General features: G+C 70.1%; 19 protein-coding genes and 4 pseudogenes. 8 read left to right on the plus strand and 15 right to left on the minus strand.

The window, feature by feature from the left end:
• Window positions 1-91: 91 nt before the first annotated feature.
• Both OG607_RS26725 and OG607_RS26730 read left to right on the plus strand, forming a co-directional pair.
• The gene (locus tag OG607_RS26725) at window positions 92-1,156 is read left to right on the plus strand and encodes a zinc-binding alcohol dehydrogenase family protein (protein ID WP_405728491.1); all 1,065 of its coding nucleotides are present in this window, start codon (window positions 92-94) and stop codon (window positions 1,154-1,156) included.
• Window positions 1,157-1,287: 131 nt separating this feature from the next.
• Window positions 1,288-1,447 (plus strand): annotated as a pseudogene (locus tag OG607_RS26730) (alkene reductase); the annotation flags it as partial.
• Between the two features lie 346 nt (window positions 1,448-1,793).
• Here the strand turns inward: OG607_RS26730 and OG607_RS26735 are convergent.
• The 9 genes from OG607_RS26735 to OG607_RS26775 form a co-directional block, all read right to left on the minus strand.
• Window positions 1,794-3,383, minus strand: coding sequence for a bifunctional 3-(3-hydroxy-phenyl)propionate/3-hydroxycinnamic acid hydroxylase (locus tag OG607_RS26735; protein WP_405728494.1), 1,590 nt, complete (start codon window positions 3,381-3,383; stop codon window positions 1,794-1,796).
• Window positions 3,380-4,480: an alcohol dehydrogenase catalytic domain-containing protein gene (locus tag OG607_RS26740; protein WP_405728497.1), complete on the minus strand. Its 1,101-nt coding sequence runs from the start codon at window positions 4,478-4,480 to the stop codon at window positions 3,380-3,382. Before OG607_RS26740 ends, OG607_RS26735 begins: the two co-directional genes overlap by 4 nt.
• Window positions 4,481-4,502: 22 nt before the next feature.
• The gene (locus OG607_RS26745) at window positions 4,503-5,486 is read right to left on the minus strand and encodes a hypothetical protein (RefSeq protein ID WP_405728500.1); all 984 of its coding nucleotides are present in this window, start codon (window positions 5,484-5,486) and stop codon (window positions 4,503-4,505) included.
• Between the two features lie 32 nt (window positions 5,487-5,518).
• Complete coding sequence (locus OG607_RS26750) at window positions 5,519-6,265, minus strand: dienelactone hydrolase family protein (protein WP_405728503.1); 747 nt, start codon at window positions 6,263-6,265, stop codon at window positions 5,519-5,521.
• 105 nt (window positions 6,266-6,370) lie between these two features.
• Window positions 6,371-7,078: a class II aldolase/adducin family protein gene (locus OG607_RS26755; protein ID WP_405728506.1), complete on the minus strand. Its 708-nt coding sequence runs from the start codon at window positions 7,076-7,078 to the stop codon at window positions 6,371-6,373.
• Entirely contained in the window at window positions 7,075-8,052 is a 978-nt protein-coding gene (locus OG607_RS26760; protein ID WP_405728509.1) for a TAXI family TRAP transporter solute-binding subunit, read from the minus strand. The genes OG607_RS26755 and OG607_RS26760 overlap by 4 nt, the downstream gene beginning before the upstream one ends.
• A 285-nt stretch (window positions 8,053-8,337) precedes the next feature.
• On the minus strand, window positions 8,338-9,513 hold the full coding sequence (locus tag OG607_RS26765) for a DSD1 family PLP-dependent enzyme (RefSeq protein ID WP_405728512.1): 1,176 nt from the start codon (window positions 9,511-9,513) through the stop codon (window positions 8,338-8,340).
• Window positions 9,510-10,514 carry an ornithine cyclodeaminase family protein gene (locus OG607_RS26770; protein WP_405728515.1) on the minus strand — a complete coding sequence of 335 codons (1,005 nt, stop codon included), beginning with the start codon at window positions 10,512-10,514 and terminating at the stop codon, window positions 9,510-9,512. Before OG607_RS26770 ends, OG607_RS26765 begins: the two co-directional genes overlap by 4 nt.
• A 10-nt stretch (window positions 10,515-10,524) precedes the next feature.
• Window positions 10,525-11,199 (minus strand): transcriptional regulator, encoded by a 675-nt coding sequence (locus OG607_RS26775; protein ID WP_405737071.1) that lies wholly within the window; start codon window positions 11,197-11,199, stop codon window positions 10,525-10,527.
• A gap of 185 nt (window positions 11,200-11,384) precedes the next feature.
• On the opposite strand from OG607_RS26775, the pseudogene OG607_RS26780 reads away from it, so the two are divergent.
• The 4 genes and pseudogenes from OG607_RS26780 to OG607_RS26795 form a co-directional block, all read left to right on the plus strand.
• Window positions 11,385-11,725 (plus strand): annotated as a pseudogene (locus OG607_RS26780) (alpha-glucosidase); the annotation flags it as partial.
• 55 nt (window positions 11,726-11,780) lie between these two features.
• Window positions 11,781-12,254 (plus strand): transposase, encoded by a 474-nt coding sequence (locus tag OG607_RS26785; protein ID WP_405728518.1) that lies wholly within the window; start codon window positions 11,781-11,783, stop codon window positions 12,252-12,254.
• A pseudogene (locus tag OG607_RS26790) lies at window positions 12,214-12,363 on the plus strand (IS3 family transposase); the annotation flags it as partial. The gene OG607_RS26785 and the pseudogene OG607_RS26790, both read left to right, overlap by 41 nt.
• A gap of 121 nt (window positions 12,364-12,484) precedes the next feature.
• Window positions 12,485-12,727 (plus strand): annotated as a pseudogene (locus OG607_RS26795) (DDE-type integrase/transposase/recombinase); the annotation flags it as partial.
• Window positions 12,728-12,949: 222 nt separating this feature from the next.
• Here OG607_RS26795 and OG607_RS26800 read toward each other — a convergent pair.
• From OG607_RS26800 to OG607_RS26825, 6 genes are all read right to left on the minus strand, one after another.
• On the minus strand, window positions 12,950-13,129 hold the full coding sequence (locus tag OG607_RS26800) for a hypothetical protein (protein WP_405728521.1): 180 nt from the start codon (window positions 13,127-13,129) through the stop codon (window positions 12,950-12,952).
• A gap of 176 nt (window positions 13,130-13,305) precedes the next feature.
• Window positions 13,306-14,130, minus strand: a complete 825-nt coding sequence (locus OG607_RS26805) for a hypothetical protein (protein WP_405728524.1) — start codon at window positions 14,128-14,130, stop codon at window positions 13,306-13,308.
• A gap of 453 nt (window positions 14,131-14,583) precedes the next feature.
• Window positions 14,584-15,294, minus strand: a complete 711-nt coding sequence (locus OG607_RS26810) for a PucR family transcriptional regulator (RefSeq protein ID WP_405728527.1) — start codon at window positions 15,292-15,294, stop codon at window positions 14,584-14,586.
• A 612-nt stretch (window positions 15,295-15,906) separates the two neighbouring features.
• The gene (locus OG607_RS26815; RefSeq protein WP_405728530.1) at window positions 15,907-17,094 is read right to left on the minus strand and encodes a hypothetical protein; all 1,188 of its coding nucleotides are present in this window, start codon (window positions 17,092-17,094) and stop codon (window positions 15,907-15,909) included.
• A gap of 491 nt (window positions 17,095-17,585) precedes the next feature.
• Window positions 17,586-21,494, minus strand: a complete 3,909-nt coding sequence (locus tag OG607_RS26820; RefSeq protein WP_405728533.1) for a helix-turn-helix domain-containing protein — start codon at window positions 21,492-21,494, stop codon at window positions 17,586-17,588.
• 140 nt (window positions 21,495-21,634) lie between these two features.
• The gene (locus tag OG607_RS26825) at window positions 21,635-22,345 is read right to left on the minus strand and encodes a TetR/AcrR family transcriptional regulator (RefSeq protein WP_405728536.1); all 711 of its coding nucleotides are present in this window, start codon (window positions 22,343-22,345) and stop codon (window positions 21,635-21,637) included.
• 107 nt (window positions 22,346-22,452) lie between these two features.
• Here OG607_RS26825 and OG607_RS26830 point away from each other — a divergent pair, with 107 nt between their 5' ends.
• Together OG607_RS26830 and OG607_RS26835 are read left to right on the plus strand one after the other, a co-directional pair.
• A complete protein-coding gene (locus OG607_RS26830; protein ID WP_405728539.1) occupies window positions 22,453-23,667 on the plus strand; it encodes a saccharopine dehydrogenase family protein in 1,215 nt (404 codons plus the stop codon).
• Window positions 23,668-23,748: 81 nt separating this feature from the next.
• On the plus strand, window positions 23,749-25,314 hold the full coding sequence (locus OG607_RS26835; protein WP_405728541.1) for an APC family permease: 1,566 nt from the start codon (window positions 23,749-23,751) through the stop codon (window positions 25,312-25,314).
• The last annotated feature ends 632 nt before the right edge of the window (window positions 25,315-25,946 follow it).

A 25,946-nucleotide genomic window follows, 5' to 3' on the forward strand; every position in this document is an offset into this window, starting at 1 on the left:
GCTCGCACACGGTCCCACCGGGGCGGGTGAGGCGCGGGAGGCTCCATGGAGCCTCCGATGAACCGCATAACGATCTGAAGGGAACATGAGAGTGGAACAGACCATGATGGCGGTCCGCCTGTTCGAGCATGGCGGGCCCGAGGTGCTCAAGTACACAGAGGTGCCGATACCCGAGGTCGGCCCCGATGAGATCCTGATGCGCGTGCACGCCACGGCCGTCAACACCTGGGATCTCCGGTACCGCGCGGGCAACCTGCCGAAGCCTCTCCCGGGACGGCCGGCATGGCCGCTGCCGTTCCAGCTCGGCCGGGACGCGGCCGGTGAAATCGTCGCCACCGGCGAGAACGTCACCACGTGGCGCCCCGGCGACAGGGCGGTGCAGCTTCCGCACCCGCCGTGCCGTAGCTGCGCCCTGTGCGTGCGCGGGCTCGAAAACCTGTGCGTCGACACCGCCTACCCCGGACACCAGGTCTTCGGCGGATACGCCCAGTACGTCGTGCGGCGCCAGGACGCGGTCCTGCCCATCCCCGACGGCGTCGACTTCGAGACGGCCGCGGCCACCATGTGGACCTACACCACCCCGCTCAACTGCGCGCGGCAAGCACCCGTCGGTCCCGGCGACACCGTGGTCATCACCGGCGCCAGCGGCGGGATGGCGATCGCCTGCGCACAACTGGCGAAGCTGAGCGGAGCCACCGTCATCGGCACCACCACCAAGCCGGACCGCGACGAAGCGCTCAAGAAGCTCGGCTACGACCACATCCTGCACTCCACCGATGCCCGACTGCCGGCACAGGTCAGGGAGTTGTCGCGCGGCCTGGGCGCCGACGCCGTCTGGGACTGCGTCGGCGGCAACGACTTCTTCCAGCTCTCCCTTTCCTGCACACGGCTCGGCGGCACGGTCATCGTCCTGGGCTCACCGCCCAGCCAGGGATCCCAGCTCGAGCTGGACTCGTTCGCGCTCATCGGCCAGCAGGTGAAAATCGCCAGCGTGCGCGGCGCGACCTGGCGGGACCAGCAGCTGTGCCTGGAACTGCTGGCGGCCGGAAAGATCAACCCGGTCATCGACCGGTCCTACCCCCTGGCAGAGGCGGCCGAGGCCCACGCGTACCTGGAAAGCCAACGGCAGATCGGCAAGGTGCTCCTCCTGCCCTGACACGCGGGTCGATCCATGACAACCGGGTCGATTGCCGACGCCGGCAGACGGCGTGGTGAGCGCGCCATCGTCACGGCCGCCGGAAAGAGCAGCCCGCTGATGACCCTCGCCGCGCCTTCGTCGAGGACGAGAGCCCGACCGACCTGATGGCCGCCTACTGCACACAGCGGGCGAGTGCCGGCCTGACCGTCACGGAGGGAGTGCAGCCATCGGTGTCGGTCAGGGCTGCCCGGACGCGCGCCGGGCAGCCACTTCGCCGCGCAGGTCGAGGCGTGGCGCAAGGTGACCGACTGATCTCCGGGAACTCGGCCGGGGCGCGGGGCTGTTGAGCCGTCCGACGCCGCTCTGTTTGAAGCCGCCCTCCTCGACCGTTCCGGCGACCTCTCGTCCCAGCTCCTGGGGCATGGGGAAGGGGTCACGGCCGGGCAGCCTCGAGCCGGGTTGCAGGTCCCGCGGCGGTACTTCAGGTCCCAGCCCGAGACGGCGGCGGTGTCCCGGCCACCAGTACAACGGTGGAACCCAGGGCCGGCAGCGGCCGCCGCTCATGCATGAGTTCTCGGGGCCGCCGTGTTCGTGGACCTATACGGCAGCGATGGTTGTCGGGACGGTGGTCACTGGGTATCTCCTTGCTCAGTGGTCACCGGGTCTCCTTGCGCAGTGCCGCGGCGACGGCGGAGATGTCGTCCGGTCCGATGACGGCGGCCACGTAGCGGTCGGGTTTGACGAGGACGAACCGGTTGCGGGCGGCTGCGAGTGCCTCCTCCAGGCGGCCGTCCGCGTCGGCGACGGACGTGCGCGCTCCCGTCGCGGGCGGCAGCCGGTCGCCGAGGAGTACGTCGATCCGCCTGATGCCCAGGGCGTCGTCGGGCCAGTGCGTTCCGTCGAAACGCCGCCAGGCCGTGTCGGGGACATCGACGCCCAGCAGGGCGAACGAGTCTCCCAGTACCTCGTCGAGGAGCCTGGGGCGCAGACTCGGCGGCACCAGGACGCGCGGCTGCGGGAGCTGAGTGCCCGTCAGGACGTGGTCGCCCATGACGAGTCCGGCCTCGTGCCGGGCCCGGGGCCGGAACCGCATCTCGGTGAGATAGCGCCGCCCCGGCGGGGTGCGCAGCAGAGTACGGGCGACGATGTCCCGTACCAGGGCCCGTCGCCTGTCGGTGGTCATGACGATGTCGCCGAGACGCTCGGAGTAGCGGACCATCGCCGTGGCATGGGGGCGGCGCTCGGCCTCGTAGGTGTCCAGGAGGCTGTCCCCGGCCCTGCCGTGCCACACGTCGTCGATCTTCCAGGCGACGTTGGCGGCGTCCCGTATCCCGGAGTTGAGGCCCTGTCCTGCGAACGGCGGCATCATGTGCGCGGCGTCGCCGAGGAGCAGGACGTGCCCGTCGCGCCAGCGGTCGGCGACGACGGCGTTGAAGGTGTAGGCGGTGCAGCGCTCCACCTGGTCCTCGGTGAGCGGCCGGTAGGGGGCGACCAGCCGGCGCAGGGTCTCGAAGTCGGGCCGGAGCCCCTTGCCTCCCTCGCCGGGGTGCAGGAGGAACTCGTAGCGGCAGCGGCCGCCGCGGCCGGGCACGATCACCGTGGGCCGGTCAGGGGTGCCGCGGTGCATCCCGTAGCGCTCGTCGTGGTGGTCGCCGGTGGTGTCGGCGACCAGCCACACCTCCTGGTGGGAGGTTCCTGTCATATCGATGCCGCGCAGTTCGCGCACGGTGGACCGGCCGCCGTCGCAGGCCAGGACCCAGCTGACCGGCAGCAGTTCCGTGGCCGTGTCACCGGTGAGCCGGACGGTGGCAGTGACTCCCTTGCCGTCGGCGTTCTCCTCCACGTCCACCAGCTCGGTGGTGAAGCGGACATCGGCCGCGGGACGGTACTTCAGTTCGTCCAGGAGGACCTTTTCCAGTTCCGGCTGGGCGAACTGGTTCTTGAACGGGAAGCCCAGCCGGTAGGGCTGCGGGCCGCGGGCGTGGAAGAGCGGCCGGCCCTTGCGGTCGTAGTAGCGGGTGCCGGTGCCGGGCACCACGATGTCCAGGACCTTGTCCGCGAGGCCTGCTGTCTGCAGGGTCCGCAGGGACTCGTCGTCCAGGCTGATGGCCTTGGCCTCGTCGCTGGTGGAGGGGTTGCGCTCCACCAGGACGAACGGAACACCACGGGCCGCTAGGAGGTTGGCGACGGTGAGGCCGACGGGGCCGCCGCCCACCACGAGGACCGGATGCTGCGTCGGGTTCACGGGTTGACGACCGCCATCCATATCGGTTCTGTCCTGCTCTGCAGGGCGGCCACGGCCTCGTCGGCGCGCGCCAGCGGGTAGCGGTGGGTGATGAGTTCCTCCACGTCGAGCGCGTTCTGGGCGAGCAGAGTGAGAACCTCCCGCGCATCGGTGCGGGTACAGGCACGGGTGCCGACGAAGCGCCAGCAGTTGACCATGACAGCGGCCAGGGGCAGCATCAGCGGGCTGCGGCTGCCGCCCATGTGCACCAGGGTTCCGCCGGTGGCGAGCGCGGCCAGCGCCTGTGCGCTGGCCGGTCCGTCCGGTACGTAGTCGAGAACCGCGTCCGCGCCCTGGGGGGCGAGGGTGCGCAGGGCGCGGGTGAGTCCGCCGTCCTTGGCCCAGTTCGCGGGCAGCTCCTCCAGCGCCACGATGTCGGTGCTCACGTCCCCGGCGAGCGGTCGGACCGCCGCCAGCCGTTCGGCGCTGCGCCCGACGAGGATCAGGCGTGCCACTCCGTAGTGCCGGGCGAGTTTGATGGTGGCGGTGCCCATGGTGCCGGTGGCGGCGGTGACCACGAGGGTGGCGCCCAGGGGCAGGTCGGCGCACTTCAGGGCGCGTACGGCGTTGGCGAGGTCGTGGACCTTGGCGCCGACGTCGAAGGACACAGTGTCGGGCAGCGGGTCGACGAGCCAGTGCGGCACCCGGATGTACTCGGCCAGACCGCCGTCGTGGTAGCGGTCGTACAGCGGCATGGGGACGTCGCCGAACGCGGCGTGGCCGATCATCGCCTGCTGCGGGCACATCATGTCCCGGTCGGAGCGGCAGTAGCCGCAGGTACGGCAGTTGAGGTTCGGGTGGACCCGTACCCGGGTGCCGGTCTCGATGCCGTCCACCTCGCTGCCGACGGCGGCTACCGTGCCGGCGGCCTCGTGCCCGAGGGTGGTCGGCAGATGTTTGAAGGCGCCCATGGCCAGCAGGCTCATCATGCCGGGCGCCAGCCCCGCGGAGGCCACCTGGATCAGGACGTCCTGGGGGCCGGGCTCGGGTATGGCGATCTTGTGCAGGTGCAGTGCGTCGGAGCCCTTCTGGGCCCGTGCGGCGAGCATGGCGGTCATGGCGTGCGGCTCCTCGGTTGTCTCAGACGTTCAGGGCGGTCAGGCGTTCGGGGGTGTACGGCTCGGCGGTCCTGGTCGTTTCGGTGATCTTCGGGAGCTCCCGGTCCGAGTACAGGGCGATGTGCCGGCTCTCTTCGGCGCATACGCTCGTGTGCGCGACACCGAGCGGGACGCGGACGAAGTCGCCGGGCCCGAGGTCGACGATGCCGCGTTGGCTGATCAGGGTGCGGTGGCCGCTGATCTGGTACTGGATCTCGTCGGCGTCCAGGGTGCGGCGGTAGATCCGCGGGCCGCCGGGCGTCAGCAGTACGGTGCCGAGGCGGAAGCCGGAGGAGCGGTACAGCCAGGTCATGCCGGGTTCGTCCGAACCGTTGAGGACCTGGAGGCGTTCCTTCTCCGCGTGCACCTGCTCCAGCAGCCGCAGCTCGTCGACGGGCGCGACGGTGATGTCGTGCCCCGGGGAGCCCATGCACTGGGTGACCGCCTCGTTGATCGCCCCGGGCTCCCATCCGGGGAACGGCGGGATGACCACCTGAGAGGGCCGGGCGGCGACACGTTCCTCCGTGACCGGGGCCGGCGTGTAGAAGAGCAGGTGGCTCTCGCGGCGCCCCCAGTTGTCGTGGGCGACGCCACGAGGCAGCCGGGAGAACTCGCCCGGCCGGTGCTCGACGACGCCCAGCTCGGTCATCAGGGTGCGCTCGCCGTCGATCTGGTACGAGATCTCGTCGACGTCGCAGTTGCGGTGGTAAAAGGGCTGGCGGCCGTCCATCGTCTGCCACTCGACGCGCAGTTGGGCGCTCTCGTAGACGCCCCGCGGCGGAGCGAACGGAAGCGCCTGGTACTCCTGCGGGAAGTGCACGACGCTCAGCGGCTCGTGGTCCCTCCACAGCTTGATCGGCAGGCGGCTGGGGTGCGGTGGCGAGAGCAGGAGGTGCTCGTCGCGCTCGATGGTGCGCGACGGCTCGTCGGAGCAGACCACGGCGACGACTTCGGTGACGGTACCCATGAAACTTCCTTGTTTCGTCGGGATGCTGGGAGTCAGGCGGCCTGGGGCAGGTGCTTGTCGAGGAAGGCGTGGGTGCGCCGCCAGGCGATCCGTGCACTGTCCTCGGCATACAGGCGCGGGCGGGCGTCGCAGGCGAAGGCGTGCCCGGCGCCTTTGTAGACGTGGCTCTCGAAGTCGGTCCCCGCAGCGGTGAGGGCTCCCTCGATGGCCGCGACCTGATCGGCGGGGATGGTGGGGTCCTGGGAGCCGACATGCAGCAGGACGGGGGCGTCGATGTTCTTGGCCCGGTCCACGACCGCGTGCGGGCCAGCGGCGATGCCGGGACCGTAGAAGACGACGACGGCGCCGAGACCGCCGATGCCGGTGGCCGCAGTGAAGGCGGCCCGGCCACCGAAGCAGAACCCGTTGACCGCGGTGCGCGCGGCGGGAACATCCTCCCGCTCCGTGAGGTGGGCGAGGACCGCCTCGACGTCGGTGACGATCGCGTCCGGCCCGATGGCACCGATCAGCGGCATGGCCTCGGCGTGCTGTTCATAGGCGAGCGTCCCGACACCGTTGCGGTGGAACAGGTCCGGAGCGAGGGCGAGGAAGCCGCGCGCGGCGTAGCGGCGGGCGATGTCCTGGACGTGGTCGTTGACCCCGAAGGCCTCCTGCAGAACGATCACGGCCCGGTCCGCGGGCCGGTCGGGACGCGCCACGAACACGCGCATCGGCCCGTCGGCCGTGGCGGTCGTGATCCACGCGGTCGTCGCGCCGGGGGTGGTGTGCTGGTCGCTCATGATGCTGGGTCCTTGACTGTGGGGAGGGATGAGGTGCCGGGCGGTCGTCGCCCCGGCCCGAGACGATGAGACGGGGTGCGGGTGTCGAACGGCTCGGTTGCCGTGTCAGGAGGCGGTGGGAGCGCCGGTCGCACGCCGGACGAGATAGCGGTATCCGGCTTCCAGCTGGCTGTCGGGCCAGCACTCCGCGCGTTTGGCACGGGCTTCCTCGACGCTGGACTCGACACGCACACCGCCGGCCGCGGTCGCCGTGAGCTGGACGGCACAGGCCCGTTCGAGCAGTACGGCGTGCATGACGCCGGCCGGCACCGTGCGGCCCGCGGCGACCAGGCCGTGTCTGGGCATGAGCGCGGCCGGCGCCCCGCCCAGGTCGGCGACGAGTGCCCCGCCCAGATCCGGGGTGCTGACCAGCCCACCGGTGGCCTGGAACCGCGGTACGTCCTGTCCCTCGAAGAGGGCTCCTTCGTGGGAGATCGCACGCAGCTTCGTCCCCAGGGCCGCGAAGGCGACGGCCGACACCGCATGCGTGTGCACCGTGCAGGTCAGCTCCGGTGAGGCCGCCAGGATCTCCAGGTGGATGTGGCACTCCTTGTGCGGAGCACCTTCCCCGTGCAGCACCTCGGCGTCCCACGACACAAGTTGCAGGCGGTCGTCATCCACCTCTTCGAGTCCCCAGCCCGGCGCCTTGATCCAGATGCCGCGCCCTTGCGGGTCCCGCACCGCGACGTGCCCCCAGACCATGTCGCCCTGCCCCGCCGCGGCCAGCGCGTGCGAGGCCTCGACCACGCACCCGCGTGCCTCGGCGGGTGTCATGAGACGGGCAGGGCGTTGTAGTACCGGGCGGCACCAGCGTGGAGGGGAATGGGCGCCTGGCCCATCGTGACGGGATCCAGGGGGTAGGTGACCGGGCTGCGTTCGGGGGACAGATGACGGTACTGCCCCTCCAGGATGTGCCGCGTCTCTCCCAGCACCCAGGCGATGGCATACGCCACGTCGTCCGGGAGGTCGGCACGGGTGAGCACCAGGAAGTCGGAGAAGTCGAGCGTCCTGAAGGAGGCCCGGTCGGGGAAGTAGCCGTCCTCGACCATGGCCGCCGGCCAGGAGAAGTCGTCGTAGAGGCTGTCGAGGACGTCCTTCTCGACCTCCAGGAAGTTCAGGTACTTGCCGATCTCCTGCCAGTGCGGCAGCATCACCGCCTCGTGCGCGATCGCGTTCGCCCGGCCCTCCTTCACATGGTCCAGGGACTCGAACGGCCGCTCGTCCTCCAGCAGTTCGCCGCCCCACCCGGTGACGTCGACGCCCGACCGGGTCAGCAGGTGATGCGCCGCCAGCCCCACATGGTTGACGCCGTCGTGGACCGACGTGGCGAGCCGCAGAACGGGCTTCCGCTCCCTGAGTTCGGCGAACGTCGTCACACCGAGATCCTTGTGCACGCCCACCACGAGACGGTCGCGTTGCGGTACGACACCGAGGGCGCGCAGATCCGGGTAGAACTCGTCCGCGTAGACACCGCCCCCCTCCAGCGCGGCGACCGTGAAGGCGGTGGGCGTGGTCAGTGCCACCTGCACCTCACCCCGGCCGACCGCCCGTACGGCGTCGCTGAACCCCCGGCTGTTCCAGGTGGCGATCCTCGTGTGCGGGCCGCACCGATCGGCCAGTTCCTGCGCGATCCATCCGCACACCCGGTGCAGGTTGGCGGCGCCCCAGTCGCCCCGCAGGTGCAGCACGAGCGAACGCTCGATCTTCGGCTCCGCCGGGCGGCCGGCTTGAGCGGAGGGTGAACTCATGACGACTCCTGTCCTGTATATAAGGACTGACGTCCTATTTAGTGACCAGCATAGAAGGCGATGCCCGCTATGGCGAGAGAGGGAGGGCTATGAATCTAAGCCTATACCTCTAGTAGTAGAGCCATTGGTCACCACTCGCCTCCGGGTGGTGCCGCAACAGGCGCGTGCGAAAGCCGGTGTCCGTCGGGTGGTCATGCCGTGCAGTCCGCGCGGGGGGCCGATGGGGTCACCCCCCTGCAGGCATCCGCTGACCGGTGCGGCTGGTCTGTCCGTTGCGCGGGTTGGTCACCAGCCGGTGACGCGTTCCCAGAAGGCGTGGATCGCTGGTGCGGTGTTCGCGGTGCGGGCGCTGTCGATGACGTGGTAGCCGTGGTGCTGGGCGGCGGTGGCGCAGGCGTGGTTGGGCAGGACACGCAGACGGGTGCCGACAGGCAGGTCGGGGAGTTCGGCGCCGTCGCGGGCGGTGAGGGTGCCGTGTTCCTGGCTTGCCGCGGTCATGACCAGGTCAGGAATGAGGGCGCCGTGCAGGTCGGTGACCAGGCCGTAGCCTTGGTCCTGTGCCTGGGCGGCGGTGCCGCGGTCGCGGGACATGGCCATCCAGCCGCCGTCGGTGATGATCCATCCATGTTCGGGGCGGTGCCCGATGACGGTGACGACGACCGACAGGGCGATGTCCTCGATGCGGCAGACCCCGATGCCGGCCATGACCAGGTCGAAGAAGACGTAGTTGCCCGCGCGCAGTTCGGTGACGCCGGTGAGGTCCTCGGCGGCATGGGCGGTGGGGGTGGAGCCGACGCTGACGGTGTCGAGCGGCAGTCCGGCCGCGCGCAGCAGCTCGGCGGCGGCGACGGCGGTGTCGCGTTCGTTCTTCGCGGCCAGGCGCTGCTCGTCCGGGGTGTAGGCGAAGTAGGACTCGCCCGCGTGGGTCAGTACGCCGTCCAGGCAGCCGGCCTCGTGCAGGATGCGGCCGATCTCGGTCAGCGTGGGGTCCTCGGGCCTGAGGCCGCCGCGGTGGCCGTCGCAGTCGATCTCGATCTGGGTGGGGAGGGGCAGTCCGGCCCGGCGCGAGGCTTCGGCGACGGACAGGGCCTGCTCGGTGCTGTCCAGCAGCAGGCGCAGGCGCACGCCGCGGTTGAGCAGGGCGATGACGCGCGGGAGTTTATGGGGGTCGATGCCGACGGCGTAGGTGATGTCGGTGTAGCCGCCGTCGGCGAACGCCTCGGCCTCGGCGAGCGTGGAGACGGTGACCGGGCAGGGCGTGCCGCTGTGCATGAGGGCGGCGACGTCCAGGCTCTTGGCCGTCTTCACATGGGGGCGCAGGGTGACGCCGAGCCGGTCGGCCCTGGCCGCAAGCCGTTCGATGTTGCGCCTGCTCCGGTGGACGTCGACGACGGCGAACGGGGTGTCCGGGTCGGACAGGGTCGGGCCGGTGGCGGCGCTGTCGCGTGCGGTGGTGTTCACAGGGAGATGTCCATTCTCTGCAGAAGGGCCAGGCCCAGGTAGAGGTCCTGCAGTCCGATACCGGAGCTGTCGAAGAGGGTGATGTCACTGTCGTCGGTGCGTCCCGCGGCGCGGTGGGTGAGGACCTCGCCGAGCGGAGTGAGGACGGTGGCTGCGGGGGCGTGCTGGCTCTCGCCCATGCGCCGAGCCTGCTCGGGCAGGTCGCAGAAGACGCGGCCGCGGCCGAACAGTTCGGGTGGGAGTTCCCGTTTGCCGGGGGCGTCGGAGCCCATGCAGGAGATGTGCGTGCCGGGGCGGACCCAGCCGGCCTCGAACAGGGGCGGGGTGTCGGCCCGGGCGGTGGTGGCGGTGACGATCACATCGGCCCGGTCGCACGCTTCCTCCGCGCCGCAAGCACGGGCAGCGTGACCTTGTGAAGTCAGTGCCGCGGCCATCCGCTCGGCACGCTCCGCAGTGCGTCCCACGACCAGGACCTCCTCGACGGGCCGGACGCGGCTGACGGCCCGCACCTCATAGGCGGCCTGGTGACCGGTGCCGAAGACGGCCAGGGTGGTGGCTTCCGGCCGGGCCAGCAGTCCGACGGCGAGGGCGTCGGCCGCGGCGGTCCGGTAGGCGTTGGCCGTGCCCACTTCCAGTATCGCAGCGATACGGCCGATCGTCTGGTCCAACAGCAGCAGGGTGGAGTGGTGACGCGGCAGACCGTGCTCCGTGTTGCCCGGCCAGTAGGTGCCGATCTTCACCCCGGCGTGCGTCGCGGATGCGGACGGCTTGAGGGTGAACCGGTTGCGCGGATCGGATCCGTGCACGGCCAGGCTGGGAAGGACCGTGCCGCCCACCGTGGCGGCGAAGGCGGCCCGGGCCGCCTCCAGGGCAAGTTCTTCGTCCACGAGCGCGGCGGTCTGCTCCTCGGTGATGTGCAGCAGGCCGCGTTGCGTCGGTGGGCGGGCCGAGCCGGAGGAGGCAGCGGACACTGTGTCTGCGGTCGATCCGGTGGCGGTCATCAGGGGCCCTTCACTTGCTGTAGTTGTAGACGGTCGCCCGGGACACGCCGAGTAGATCCGCGATGGTCTGCGCGGCGTCGCGTGAGGCGAAGTAGCCGTCTTGGTGGAGCTGCCGCACCAGCGCCTTCTTGTCCTTCCGGCTCAGTGAGCGGGGGGTGGCTGCGCGCTCCGCGGCCAGTGCCTCCACCACCTGACGCAGCTCGCGCGCGTTGCGGTCCCGGAGCGTCTCCAGCGGCTGGTCGTGGTGTTCGGTGTCCGTGGCCACCAGGTTCGACAACACGAGTGTCATGGGTGACATGACGGACAGATCAAGGTTCAGACAGAGGGCCGCGACGTATTCGCCTGCGGCGTTCTTGATGCCGATGGACGTGCTCTTGACCGGGCGGCCATCGGGAAACTGGTTGGGGTAGTTCTGGATGACGCTCGGATAGTCGGGATCCTCGACGCGGGCCAGGCCCAGCTCCGTGACGGAGTCCCCGACCTTGCGGCCGGAGAGATTGTTCTCGATCGCCCGGATCGCATGCTGCGGATCCCGCAGGTCATGCAGAACCACCTCGCACAGGCCCGGGAACATGCGCCCCAGCGCGACAGCGATCTTCTCGGCCTCCCCGACGAGATGCTCGTCCGCCTCGGCAGAGGCGGTTGCAGCCAGTCCCACGTGCCCGTTCTTGTCCGCACTGTCCATGACGCCGTCCACGCAACCCCTTCCCGTCAGTGAGTTAGATTAAGTCTCTAGTTATGGACGAATAGTCTAAAGGGTCTCCGGTCCCATGTCTAACTGGTGCGCAGTGCTGGTCGGCATCCTCTTTGAGTGGCGCGTAGCCGTCCTGCGGCCCTCAGCTCGCGGCGATCGCTCCCTGGGAGGGGTCCATCGACCTGTACCGCGGCGTGCTCGTGTGCGGCGGCATCCCGGCGCCGGAGTACCAGCTGAAGCTGCTTGGCAACGACACCATGCCGTTCTTCGACCAGGACGGAGTGCACAAGATCTCCCGAGGCTGGCGGAAGGTCCTCGACGCCTATGGGAACGACCGGGTCTTCGTGGCCGAAGCGTGGACGCCGACCGTGGAGCGCACCGCCTTGTACGTACGACCTGACGAACTCCTCAGGCCTTCAACTTCCACTGTCTGAGCGCTTACTGGGACGTGGAGGAGCTTCGCGAGGTCATCGACAGTTCCCTCGACGCGACGCGCCCTGAGCTGAACTGGATTTTGTGGAGGCCCTGAAGCCAGGCATGATCGCCTCGGCAGATGGGAGAACACAGGTCCGATGCCTGCACCACGGAAGTATCCCGACGAGTTGCGCGAGCGAGCCGTCCGCGAGGTGAGGGCCTCGGGTCGCCCGGTCTCGCATGTCGCCCGGGACCTGGGCATCCACAAGGAAGCCCTGCGGCAATGGGTCCGCCAGGCCGAGTCCGACCAGGGTGAGCGGCCCGATCTGCTGACCACCGCAGAGAAGAGTGAAATCGCTCAACTCCGCAAAGAGAACGCCGAGTTGCGGCGAGCCAATGAGATCCTCAAGGCCGCGTCGGCGTTTTCGCCAAGGAGCTCGACCAGCCCCGCACGAGGCCGACGCGGTGATCAACCACCTCCGCGACGACTTCGGGGTCGAGCCCGTCTGCCGGGAACTGAACCTGTCGATCTCGGCGCACTACGCCCGCCGCGGGCGGCCGAAGTCCGCCCGGCGCCTGCGGGACGAGCAGCTGATCGAGCAGATCCGCGCCATCCATGTGACCTCCGGTGAGACCTACGGGGCCCGCCGGATCCACCGCCAGTTGCGGCGCGAGGGCGTGGTCACGGCCCGCTGCACGGTCGAGCGGCTGATGCGAGAGGACCGCTTGGAGGGCGTGATCCGCGGGCAGCGACGCCGCACCACGGTTCCCGAGCCGACGGCCCCGCGCCCGCCGGACCTGGTCAATCGGCGCTTCACCGCGAGCCGGCCCAACCAGCTGTGGGCCGCCGACCTGACCTGCTATACGGACCTGGTCCGGCTGGGTCTATGTCGCCTTCGTCCTCGCCGTGTACTCACGGATGATCGTCGGCTGGCAGCCTGCCACCCATATGCGCACCGATCTCCCGCTGGACGCCCTGGAGATGGCGCTGTGGCGGCGTGGCATCAAGAAGGGCTCCGGCCTGATTCATCACAGCGACAGGGGCAGTCGATATCTGTCGATCCGCTACAACGAACGGCTGACCGACGTAGGCGCCGCTGCCTCGGTCGGCTCCGTCGCGGACTCGTATGACTGTCAACGCGCTCGCCGAGTCCTTCAACGCCACATGCAAACGGGAGACGGGAGTTACACCGGAAGACCGTACAGACCCGAGCCGCGGGCGGAACGGGAGCGCGATCAGCTGGCCCACGGGCGGCATCACGGGCCGGCCGGAATGCGCGAGCGCATGGCCGTCCACGGTGGAATCACCAGCTGGGGGGATCCTCTACTACGTCTTCCCGGTGCTTGCCCCTCGCATCGCCGCCGACACCGGCTTCTCCATGCCGGCCACCGCCGCCGACTTCTCCGCCGCGCTGCTGGTCTCCGCCGCCGTGGGTATCCCCGTCGGGCGGATCTCGGACCGGCACGGGCCACGCGCCGTCATGACCGCGGGCTCGTGCCACGCCATACTCGCCGTCCTCGCCGTCGCCCCCAGCCCACAGCGCGGGCATGAAAGCCAGTCTGACGTAGCGGTGCCGAAGCCGCCTTCTCCTGTGGATGCTGGACCCCTGGCTGCCCACGCCATTGATGGCGGGACGCGGGTCACCGGGCGTCGTCGGCCCGGTGACCCGCGGAAGGCCGTTGTCAGCAGCTGCCGGCCTTGTCGCGCAGGACGAAGTCCATGGCGGGGGTGCCGTCAGTGTTGAGGACGTCCGCGTAGGTGTCGACGTAGTAGCCGTAGGACCAGATGCGGTCGTAGCCGCGTCCGCGCCAGCTGTGGACTGTGGTGCCGTCCTCGGACTGGCCGTCGCTCCACGTGTAGAACTGGACGTGGAACACCGGGTTGATCCGGACGGTTCGCTTCAGTGGGCGGGCGTCGATATAGCCCTGCCGGCCGCGCGGGGGATTGACGGTGACCGTGCGGCCCAGCGTGTGGGTCTTGGACCAGGACCAGGAGTAGCTGGCGCTGAACCCGATCTCGGCGGAGAGCTGGTCCGTGAGTTTGTAGGAGAGCTTCGTGTTGACGCCGATCGACACGGAGGCGCCGCGGGTGGTCGCGTAGGACTCGTTGACCGACAGACCGCCCCCGCCGCCCCCGCAGTTGGTCACCGAGTCGTTGGAGATCCTGCGCTCCTTGTCGTACCAGGTCCAGGTGGAGGACTGCGGGAACTCACAGTTGCCGCTCACCATCTCCCAGCCGTTCGTGAGCGCCCAGTGGGAGCCGTGCGGTGCGGTGCTGGTCGGGTAGCGGGACTCGCCAGCGGCGAGATGGTAGTACGGCGCCTTCCCGTACGCCGTCTTGGTGTTGACGATCTGACCGGTGTTGATGTTGAACACGAAGGACTTGTCGGCGCCGCTCATGTCGCCGCACATCTTGGACATGAAGGTGTCGGTGTTGAAGGGCTCCTTGCCGCGGATGTTGACACCGGACGACGGGTTGGCGCTGGCCGCGGGGGCGGTGGCGACCACGCCGGCGGCCAGCGTGGTGGCGCTGAGCAGGCCGTCACATAGCGCTTGATTGTGTTGGTCACTCGTCTCTCGCTTCTTTGCCTTGGGGGTCGTGGACGGTGGATGCCGATCACGGGATGTGTGGGTCGGCCCTGCCGCTCGGCACCAGAGAACGGCACGAGTGCATCCGTGCCGTGAATGCCCCTGGGTGAGGCTCCAACCCACCCGTGTATCTCATGGGGGGCGCACTTTCTGTCTGTCTGCAGTTGGGGAGTCCATGGCGGGGAAGCGAGCGCAGACGGCGACCGAGACCTGGGTGGTGTGCCGTGGGCGGCCGACGTAGCCCGAGTGGGTTCCGAAGGTGCGGTATCCCTAGACGCGCGGCGGAGTGGTGGGTGGGGTGGTCCCGTGGGCACCTGGGAGGAGGAACGCGACGGCTTCCCGCTCCGGTCCGCCCCGGGCGCGCCGGGCCGGTCAGCTCTGCTGAGGCGAGGTTCCCTGAAGCCGCAGCAGAGCACGGGCCGCGAGCGCCGTACACAGCGTCCGCATCCCGCTTACCGAGGTCGGCGAGTGGCCGGTCAGCTGCTCGATCCGCTGCAGCCGGTAGTCGATGGTGCTGCGGTGGATGAGGAGTTCCGACGCGGCCCGGGCCCGGTTGCCGTCCGCCGAGATGAGCGCCTTCAGCGTCGCCAGCAGCTCCGGCCTGGTGACGACCGGCTCGATCAGCACCGCAAGGCACCGGGACACCGCCGGGCTGCTCGCCACCGCGCACTCCACAGCCACGTCGCCGAGCTGGTAGACCCCGGGCCGGCGGTTCAGCGCACACACCACCGCAAGGACGTTCGCCGCCTCGTATACGCCGCTCCCCAGCTCCTCGTACGGCCGCCAGGCCACCGAGATCCACACTCCGTCGCCGAGGTCCTCCCGGACCTGACCGGCCAGCTGCAGGGCCTGCTGCCGGTCCGGGGCGGGCGCCAGCAGCTGACCGCCGCCGCCGCTCAGCCGCAGCTGCGTGGCCGATCCGAAGCGCCGCCCGAGCACCGCGGCCAGCGCGGAGCCGGCGCAGTCCCTCGCCCTGATCCCGAGAGCGGCCCAGGCCTGCGCCGGCGCAGCGGCTTCCTGCCCCGGCCTACCGCCTGTGCGGGCGGGGACCGGTGTGGGCTGTCGCAGGGTTTGAGTGGTCATGTCGTTCCTAACCTCGGCGGGTGCACGCCGGATGAACGTCGGCTGGTCGGTTGCGGGCGGCTGCCGAGCTTCCGGCGTCCGTCCGCCTGCATCACCCGTGGGGGGATGTGGCCGGGCACACAGCGGACTTTCGCGGGGGTGAGGTTGTTGCACAATCCCAGCTCAAGGGGTGAAACAACCCGGCATCGTGGGTGGAGTCCGATCCTGGGGTCCCCCGAGCGCTACCGCCGGCCCGCGGCCGACACGGAGCCGTACCGCCGGGAGGCAGTGGAGGCGGCTCGGGCTGCGGCCAACCCCGTGCGGGCCGAGGTGCGCGGTCTTGTGGCACGTCGTCGCGATCGGCGTGACGCCCCGTGCGCGACCAGGACCCAAGCCTGGTGCTCGCCGTGGCTTGCGGCCCTCCGGCTGCAGACACGGCATGGCACGGCACCTTCACCAGGTGACGTGCCATGCCTGCTTCAAGCGTCCAGGGACCGCTGGGGCCGGTGAGCGGGCAAAGGCACGCCTCCATCATCAGGGGGCGTGCCTTTGCCGCTTCAACTCTCCGGGCTTTTGCGACTTTGGGGATCAGAATTCCGGACAGTCACCTGTCCGTGGATTCATTGGCCGGCGTCACTTGATCCACCAGTTGGTCAGCCCGTCGATCAGCGGCGCCGTGTGCTTGTAGCTGGTGCGGTTCGGCTTCTGATTGGGGTAGCTGCAGAGGGAGCTGCCGTACCAGCCCACCTCGACGTTTTCGCCCTGGAACACGGAGGATTTGTAGTCGGACGCATAAGCGTCGAGCCAGGTCGGCCGCTTCGTGGCGGGCAGGCTGAAGCAGTGGGAGTAGCCGGTGGCGTGGTCCGTGATCTTTATGCCCTTGGTGTTGGAGTAGACCTTGACCTGCACGTGGTGCCAGGGGCTCGGGGACTGCCCGGAGCACAACTTCGTCCAGTCCGTCCTGTTGATCAAGGCGGACCGGAAGGCAACCGTCGCCGACTGGATCTTCGCGCCGTTGAAGGACAGTGTGTGGGGCACCACGAGCGTCGTGTCCCGGACCCTCAGGTCCTTGTGGTGCCAGGTGCGGCTCCCGCCGTTCCAGCGGTACTGCATGTGGAGGATGGCTTCTCCCTTCATCTGGACGAAGCCAGGGCTGAGGTTCAGCCATCCCCTGTAGCCCGGCTTGACGGTCACGGACTGCGATTCGCCGAGCGTCCAGCTGCTCGGCGTCGAGGACCCGAAGGTGAGGTCACCCAGGATGCCGGCACTCAGGCTGAAGGCCTTGCTCAGCCAGTTCGAGTGGTACTCCCTGTCGGTGCCGATGTCGGGCAGGAAGCCGAAGGACTCGAACGTCGTCCCGTGACCGGGAACGAAGGTGGTGTTGACTCCCTTGGTGCCGCCGGTACAGCCGTAGGCGCTGGACGAGGTGGACACCTGGTTCGTGTCGATGTAGTCGTGCATCTGCGGGTTGACCCAGGTGATCTTGTCGATCTCCCACTTCATGACATCGCCGCTGGAGCTGTAGTCCGAGCTGCAATGCGCGTCACTGCTGGTCAGGCAGCGCCGGACGATCTTCGACTGGTCCATGTACTTCTGGTTGGCGGCCGTGGGGATCCACGGGTCCTCGATCTTCTGCCCGTACTGCGACTCACTGTTGATGCAATAGGCGAAATTGTTGTTTATCAGCCCGCCGCACCCCCAGGAGTCAGCATGGGCCTGGGGCGCCTGGATCAGCCCCGCGCCGAGCGTTGTCGACGTCAGAGCGGCGGCACTACTGAGGATTATAACGGCGCGCAGCCGTATCCTCGCGAACCTCTTCACGGATCAGCCTCCGTGCTTCCTTGAATTCTGGTCGACCCCGGCGGAGTCTATTTCTTACCTGTGAGGGATTGTGCAACCGTCGTTTGCCCGACGGAACCTTACGCGGCAATTATCCGAAGAACTCTGGCTCAATGTCGGAATTGTTTCCCGGGTACGGTCCCGGGGTTACCGATGTCGGCGCCGCCGGATCGCCTCCCGGCTGTGTCCGTTGCGGGCCCATGCGGTCCGGGTCGAGCCGCGAGGCTCGCAGCCGGCCCCTGGGACTCCCCGACCGGCCCCGGCCATGGCCGCATCGACATCGCCTCGCCGGGCATCCGGGCGGGGTACTTCAGCGAGTGCGCGCTGGGACGTCGGCAGCCCGGGGACGGCGATCTGTCAGGAGGTCATGACCGGCGGGCAGCGGCTCCTCCTCAGGGATGTCAAAAGCTGACCGGTGGGACACGGGTACGGCTCGGGCCCGGTGTTCCCGGCCGCCTCGCGGCGGGCGATGGTCACCGTGACCGGCCCGGAACCCCCTCCGAACCCGCGCCGGCCGAGCGGTTGAACGGCCGTCCTCTGCCGCTTCCCGGACCTGTGACACAGCGTTCGGCCGCACACCGCGGGGGTGGCGCCGCACCGTTCATTGGGCACACGCTGCGGTAGGCGGCCTCGGGGATGTAGGTGTGCCACTGGTCAGGGGACAGCGTCGTTCCCGTGCGGGCGCAGATCTGGGTGGCCGCGTATGCGGGGTTGACGGGGTAGCGCTGGAGTGGAACATGCGGGCTGGTGGCGTCGAGGGCGGCGCCGTTCGGGGTGAAGGCGAGGGACGCGATGGCCTCGCCGGGGGTGGTGAGACCGCTGCCGAGGGGCTGCTGGCTGGCGGTGTCCCAGAGTTGGAGCGTACCGCCGTCGCCGGCGACCGCGAGGGTGCTGCCGTCGGGGCTGAAGGCCAGGGCACTGGCTGCTTGCGGGGGGCCGATCAGCGAGGTGACCGGGAAGAGGCTGGGCAGGACGCCGAGCCGGTGGCTGAAGCTGCCGTCCCACAGGGCGACGCGCCCCGACGCGTCGCCGACCGCGACCCGGGAGCCGTCGGCGCTGAAGGCGACCGCCTCGATCGCCTCGCCCAGGCTCAACTGCCGCGCCGTGACCGGCCCGGAGGGCAGGCGGGCGAGGCGGTCGCCGCCGACCAGCAGCCGGCCGTCCGGCCGGAGGGCCAGCACGGTGGGGCTCACGTCGCCGAGTACGGCGGTCCTGCGGCCGCTCGCGGTGTCCCGCACCTCGCTGTTCCAGCCCTCGGTCTGCTGCCGGACGGCCACCAGCGTCCGCCCGCCGGGGCCGAGGGCGATGCGCTCCACCGCCGCGGCGGGCGACGACGGTGCCAGGGCCAGTGTGGTCCGTACGCGGCCCCGGCCGACGTCCCAGAGAGCCAGCGACTGCGCCGAGGCGACCCGGCCCGGGGCGGAGACGCCGTACACGAAGGCCTTGCCGTCCGGGCCGAAGGCCATCAGCGGCAGGGCGTATCCCACCCTTATCGGCCCGCCGCCGTCGGCGGGGTCGGGGAGCGGCGCGGCGGGCAGCGTGCGGAGCAGGCGGCCGCTCGCCGGGTCCAGCAGCCGGAATACGTAGCCGCCGCCGGACTGCTCCGCGGTGGCGAGCGTACGACCGTCCGGGCTCAGCAGCACATTAGTCAGCGGCCTGCCACGCCACGCGGAGGTGACTGCCGCCCCCAGGTCGAGGGCGTGCACCGTGCCCCCTTCGAGGTACCGCAGCACCTGGCCGTCGGGGTCCCAGGCGAGGCCGCCGTACAGCCGCTGGTCGTTGAGGGAGTGGCCGAAGACGGGAGCATCCGGCGCGGACAGGCGCCACACCGTGACCATGCCGGATCCGGCGGTGGCGAGGAATTTTCCGTCCTTGCTGAAGCTTGTGAAGGTGGTGCCCGGAAAGAGGATGTCGGCGATCCGCCGTCCCGAGGCGATGTTCCAGACACGCACGCCCGTCATGGAGACCGCAGCGAGCAAGTGCCCGCCGGCGTCCAGTTCCAGTTCCGAGTTGTCGTCGGCGCAGTGGTTCTGACCGGCGCTCGCCCAGCCGCCCGCCAGATCGCGGTGGTGGACAGTGTCCCGGACCTCGATCGGGCCGCTGACGGGGCAGACCACCACCAGGCGGCCGTCCGCCGTGCGGGCCACGTTCATCGGGCTGTCCACGCGAGCCCGGAACAGCGGCCGGCCGTCCGAGACCGCGCGCAACCGCACCAGCGGCTCATCGGCGCTGCGCACCACGTAGCTGCGCGGGTCTGCGTCGAAGCTGACGGTGTACGCATCCGACAGCGCATGCGGGGCTCCGGTCCAGCGCCCCGAGGAGACGTCCCACAGCCGCACGCCCCAGGTGCCGTCGAGCGCGAGGACCCCGCCGTCGGCGCTGGCCGCGACGGCCAGCGAGGTCCCCGCCGGGAGCCGCCCGGAGGCGATCGCCCGGTGGGTGACGGTGCTCCAGGTGCGCCACGTCCGCCCATTGACGCTCAGCAGGACGCGGCCGGAGCCGATCAGGAAGCGATTGGCTTCGCTGCCCTGCCCGGGATCGGTGAAGGCGTCCTGCTCGGTCTCGTTCAGGGCGCCCAGCAGGGCCGCGCGCGTCTCCGGCAGGTGCGCGATCCGCCAGGCAGCCAGGCTCAGCAGCATGGCGGTCCGCGGGTCCGTGGTCCGCATCGTGGCGGCCACTTGGGCGACCCGCCGGGCGGCGGTGTCGCGGTTGTCCCGCAGCTCGGTCCGGTGCTGCTGCCAGGCGACCAGGCTAATCATCAGCGCGACGGTGAGCAGGGCGGAGAGCGTGGCGGCCAGGCGCCGGATCCGCTGCCTGGTACGGGCGGCCGCGCGTCGCTCGTCGTCACGGGTGTGCAGTGCGGCGGAGAGGAAGGCCCGCTCGGTCGCGGTGAGATCGTCGTGCCCCGCACCGCGGCCCCCGCCGTGTTCCGCGCCGCGCTCCGCACCCGGTGCGAAGAGTGCCGCGGCGCGGTCCAGCCGGGTGCCCCGGTACAGGGCTCCAGGATCGCGGTCCAGTTCCAGCCAGGCGCGGGCCGCCTCGCCCAGCCTGCGGTGCTCGCACAGCCTGACGCGGTCCTCCGCGATCCAGCGACTCAGCCGCGGCCAGCAGCTGATGAGCGCCTCATGGGCGAGTTCCACGGTGTCGCCGTCGAGCGCGAGCAGCCGGGCGGCAGCCAACTGCTCGATGACCACCGGGAGTTCGGGGTCGGACCACTCGTCCAGCTCCGCGCGGGTGGCGGAGCGGCGGGTGTCCGGTGTCCCCTCGCCGGGTGCTATCAGCCGCAGCAGCAGCCGGCGCGCGGTGCGCACCCGAGCGGGCGGCAGGGCGCCGTACGCCCGTTCCGCAGTGGCGGCGATCGCACCGTGGACGCCGCCCGCCGCCTCGTACGCGGCGAGGGTGAGGATGCGGCCGCGGCGGCGGCGCCAGGTCTCCAGCAGCGCGTGCGAGAGCATGGGCAGCCCGCCGGGCTCATCGACGACATCGTCGACGATGCGTGCGGTCAGTTCACGTTCGACCACGAACCCGGCTGCGGCGGCCGGCCCCGTGACCGCCTCGCGCAGCTCGGACGGGCTCATCGGCCCCACCAGAAGGCCGCAGTGCCGCAGGGCGTCGGCGAGTTCCGGGTGCTCGGCGCACTGCCCGAAGAAGTCGGCGCGCATCGCGATCACCACGTGCAGCCGGGACGCCGGGGCCTTGGCCGTGAGCAGCAGGTCGATGAAGCGGGTGCGCTCGGCGCGGTCGCGGCAGAGGGTGAAGACCTCCTCGAACTGGTCGATGATCAGCCAGCTGTCCGGGTCACCATCCTGCGGCGTCAGCAGATGGCCGTACGTGGCCGCCGGGCGCTCTCCCGGAGTGAGGATCCGCAGCGCGGCCGGACGTCCCAGGCCCCGCGCGGTCTCCCGGACGGCCGGGATCAGCCCGGCGCGCAGCAGTGAGGACTTGCCGCTGCCGGAGGCCCCGAACACGGCCGCGAACCGGTGCTCGCGCACCAGGTCAAGCAGCTCGGCCACCGGGCGGTCGCGCCCGAAGAACAGCTCCCTGTCGTCCGGCTCGAACCGCGCCAGCCCCCGGTAGGGCGACTTCGCGTCCTCGTCGGCGGTGCACGCGGCATCGCGGGCTGCCGCCTGCTCACCGGCGGCCTCCTCGGCGGCTGCCTTCCAGCGCAGCTCCCACTCGTCCGGGCATGCGTCGCATGCCCGAGCGTAGGCCAGCACCACCTCAGCCGATGGCAGCCGGTCTCCCGCTGCGGCCCGCGACAGCGTGGCCACCGATACGCCGGTGCGCTGGGACATCTCGCGGTACGACAGATTGCCGGCCTCTCGGCGCAGCAGACGCAATTCGTGGGCGAACCGCTGCACCGGACCCGCGTCAGGATCCAACGGGCGTTCAGGACGACCCAACCGGAGCTCCCTGATGGCGACAAGGGGGACGTTGACCTCGGACTATGACGGATCCACCGGCAGCGGGCAAATGCCGGACCCCGAGGATGCGGATCATTTACTGGGGGTTCACCTGCAGTTCACCTGCGGCTTTTGTGGCGGGTGAGTTCGGTCGCCGCGCAGTACAGGAGCGTGTCGAGGGCGTCCGGGTAGGCGCTGCGGGTCATGCGGGCGGCGAGATGGCGGGCGGTGGCGGCGATGCCGGGGTGCGTGCTGGCGGGAAGGGTGGCGTAGGTGGTCTGCCACATGGCTTCGTCGGCGCGCAGCGCGGGCTCCGGCAGGGCCAGGCCCGCGGCGTCGAGGCAGGCGAACGCCAGGCACTGGTCGATGAATACGTGGTAGATCCTGGCGGCGTCGCGGCGGGGGAATCCCGCGTCGAGCAGCATGGAGAGGATGATCTCGTCACCGGCGATCTCGTTCGGGAGGCCACTGACGCGGCTGGCGGTGAGCACGGCCGCCTGGGGGTGGGCCAGGTACGAGGAGTAGATGCGCAGGCCGAATGCGCGCAGGTCGCTCTTCCAGTCGCCGCTGCGGCGCCAGTCGCGCAGCGCGCCCGCGATGAGGGCGTCTCCGATCGCGAGGGCGAGGTCGTCCATGCCGCGGAAGTAGCGGTACAGCGTGCTGGCGTCGGCGCCGAGCGCCGCGGCCAGCCGACGGGCGCTGAGGCCTTCGCGGCCGTGCTGTTCGAGCATCCGCAGCGCGGTCTCGATGATGAGTTCCGCGGACAGGACGGTGCCGCCGCGGGTGCTGCGACGACGGCGTGGCGCGTCCCCGATCATCTGCTTGGCCATGTCCCGGCCTCCAGTCCTTCCTTTATGCCAACAGTATTGACCTTATGGAGGGTCTCACAGCTACGGTCACCGGCACATCACAAGCTCGGCAAGCGAGGAAGTCGACGATGCGTGTTCTGCTGGTAGGTGCGGGTGGCGTGGGAACCGCGATCACCAAGATCGCGGCAAGGCGGGAGTTCTTCGTTCGGATGGTGGTCGCCGACTGGGACTTCGGTCGCGCGGAGGCGGCCGTGGCCGCTGTCGGGGACCCGCGCTTCACGGCGGCGCGGGTGGATGCCTCGGACCCGTCGGCAGTGGCCGCGCTGCTGGCCGAGCACGGTTGCGACGTACTGCTGAACGCGACTGATCCGCGGTTCGTGATGCCGTTGTTCGAGGCGGCGCTGGCGGCGCGGGCACACTATCTGGACATGGCGATGTCGCTGTCGCGGCCCCACCCGGAGCGTCCCTACGAGGAGTGCGGGCTGCGGCTCGGGGATGAGCAGTTCGCCCGCGGCGAGGCCTGGCGCGCGTCCGGGCGGCTGGCGTTGGTGGGCATGGGTGTGGAGCCGGGCCTGTCCGACGTGTTCGCCGCGTACGCGGCGCAGGAGCTCTTCGACGAGATCGAGGAGATCGGCGTCCGCGACGGCGCCAATCTGACCGTCGACGGCTACGACTTCGCCCCCTCGTTCAGCATCTGGACCACCATCGAGGAGTGCCTGAACCCGCCCGTGGTCTACGAGGCGGGCCGCGGCTGGTTCACCACTCCCCCGTTCAGCGAGCCCGAGGTGTTCGACTTCCCTGACGGCATCGGCCCGGTGGAGTGCGTGAACGTCGAGCACGAAGAGGTGCTGCTGATCCCGCGCTGGGTGCGCGCCGGGCGGGTCACCTTCAAGTACGGGCTGGGGGACGCGTTCATCAACACCCTCAAGGTGCTCCACCAGACCGGGCTGGACCGCACCGCCCCCGTCGAGGTTCCCGGGCCGGACGGGCGGGTGAAAGTCTCCCCGCGGGACGTGGTCGCGGCCTGCCTGCCCGACCCGGCGACGCTCGGCGATCGCATGCACGGCAAGACCTGCGCCGGGACCTGGGTCAAGGGCGTCAAGGACGGCGAACCGCGCGAGGTCTACCTCTACCACGTGGTGGACAACCAGTGGTCGATGCGCGAGTACGGCTCCCAGGCGGTGGTCTGGCAGACCGCGATCAACCCCGTCGTCGCCCTCGAACTGATCGCCACCGGCGCCTGGAAGGGCAGCGGGGTCCTCGGCCCGGAAGCGCTTCCGCCCGTCCCGTTCCTCGACCTGCTGACCGCGTACGGCTCTCCCTGGGGTCAGCGCGACCAGTAGTCCGAAAGCCCTGGGGGCGCCCGCACCGTTCCCAGGCGTATGTGTTGTCCGCACCGCGGTCAAGTGAAAGGTCATCCACGCATGGACCTCACATCCGTCCCCGCCCCCGTCCTCGGCACACAGCCCGCAGCGCACGGTTCCACGCCGGGCGCCAAGGGGCTCAAGGGCGCGAGCCTGAACCTCGTCTCATCGGTGGCGATGGCGCTGGCCTCGACGGCTCCCGCCTACAGCCTGGCCGCCACCCTGGGCCTGATCGTCGCCGGGGTGGGCCTGCAGGCGCCGGTCGTCACCGTCCTGGCGTTCATTCCGATGCTGCTGATCGCCTACGCCTACAAGTCGATGAACGCCGTCGACCCCGACTGCGGCACCACGTTCGCGTGGGCCGCGCGCGCCTTCGGCCCGAGAACCGGGTGGATGGGCGGCTGGGGCATCGTGGTGGCGGACATCATCGTCATGGCCAACCTGGCCCAGATCTCCGGGTCGTACGGCTTCGGGCTGTTCGGCCTGGACGGTCTGGCGAACAGCACCGTGTGGACCACCGTGGCCGGGGTGATCTGGATCGCCGTGATGACAGCGATCTGTTACATCGGGATCGAGGTGTCGGCCGCCCTGCAGCGCTGGTTGCTCGGCATCGAAGTCGTGATGCTGGTGCTGCTGTCAGGCGGTGCGCTCTGGCACGCCTACAGCGCTCATCCGCCCGCCGGCGCCCTGCACGTCTCGGCCTCCTGGTTCAACCCCTTCGACGTCGCGTCCCCCGCCACGTTCACCAACGGAATCCTGATGGCGGTGTTCATCTACTGGGGCTGGGACACCGCGGTCTCGGTCAACGAGGAGACCGAGGACGCCACCCGCACACCCGGCCGTGCGGCCGTCATCTCCACCGTGCTGCTGCTGGCCATCTACGCACTGGTCACCACGGCCGCGCAGACCTACGCCGGCATCGGAAGCAAGGGCATCGGCCTGGCCAACCCCGACAACTCGGGCGACGTCCTGTCCGTCCTCGGCGACGCTGTCTTCGGCACGCACGGCATCGGCGGCGTCCTCAGCAAACTGCTGGTTTTCATGGTGCTCACCTCCGCCGCGGCCTCGACCCAGACCACCATCCTGCCCACCGCCCGCACCACGCTGTCGATGGCCGCCCACCGGGCCATCCCGGCGGCCTTCGCCCGCATCCACCCCCGTTTCCTGAGTCCCACCTGGTCCACCGTGGCCATGGGCCTGGCGTCCATCGCCTTCTACGTGAGCCTCACCCTGATCAGCGGAAACGTCCTCGCCGACTCCATCGCCTCGGTCGGCCTCAGCATCGCGTTCTACTACGGCCTCACCGGATTCGCCAGCGCCTGGTACTTCCGCAAGACCGTCCGCCACAACCGCCGGCTCGCCTGGCAGGCCGTCATCCTGCCCGCCCTCGGCGGGGCCATGCTGCTGTACTTCTTCTGTTACGCGGCCTTCGACGTCTACGCAGACCCCGGCTACGGCGACACCGTCATCCACCTCCCGCTCATCGGGGCCACCGGCGGCGTCACCGTCATCGGCATCGGGTCCCTCCTCCTCGGCGCCGTCCTCATGCTCATCCAGCAGCGCGTCCAGGGCAGCTGGTTCCGCACCCCCGACATCGCACGGGAGGCCGCCACCGCGGGCAGCTGACGGCCCGGCGGCGCGCCGGCCGGCTGTAACAGCTGGCCGGACCACGCCTCTTGCGTCGGGGACGCCTCCAGACCGCTCGCCCCGGATGGGGACTGTCCTGAAGATTTCTGTCTCGTAGTGGGAATGCTGTTGGTGAACTTCGGATGGCCAAGTCCCGGCAGAGACGCCGATAATGGCGGGGTGGTCTGACAACCTAGTCACTGTCTACGCCGACATGGGCATCGTCCCCCTGGGGCAGGCCGCCTTCACCGCAGCACACTCGGTGACGCCGGACAGCTCCCGGACTGTGCCCGGGGCGGGTGGTCGGGTCGCGGCGGTGGTGGGCGTCCTGGCCGCGCTCGTCGCGAGCGTCATCGGTCCGAAGTTCATCGATCACCCTTTCCCGATGACCACCGGCACCATCCCCCTCTACGTGCCCATCCTGCTCATCAGACTGTCCTCGCCGGAGTCCTCGCCTACCGGAGCCCCCACCATCAGCTGGCTGCCACCGGCAAGCCATCCGGGACAGACCGCGTACGAGATCGCGGCTCGGGTGGGCGGCAGGTCCCCGCATCGCCATGTGGCACGGGACCCGGCTCCAGGGCCACCTGGCCGTGGGAGCCGCTCCCCGACCGCGCGGACATCACCCTCCG

The organism is Streptomyces sp. NBC_01537, assembly GCF_045040445.1.
In the GTDB taxonomy this organism is placed as follows: Bacteria; Actinomycetota; Actinomycetes; order Streptomycetales; family Streptomycetaceae; genus Actinacidiphila.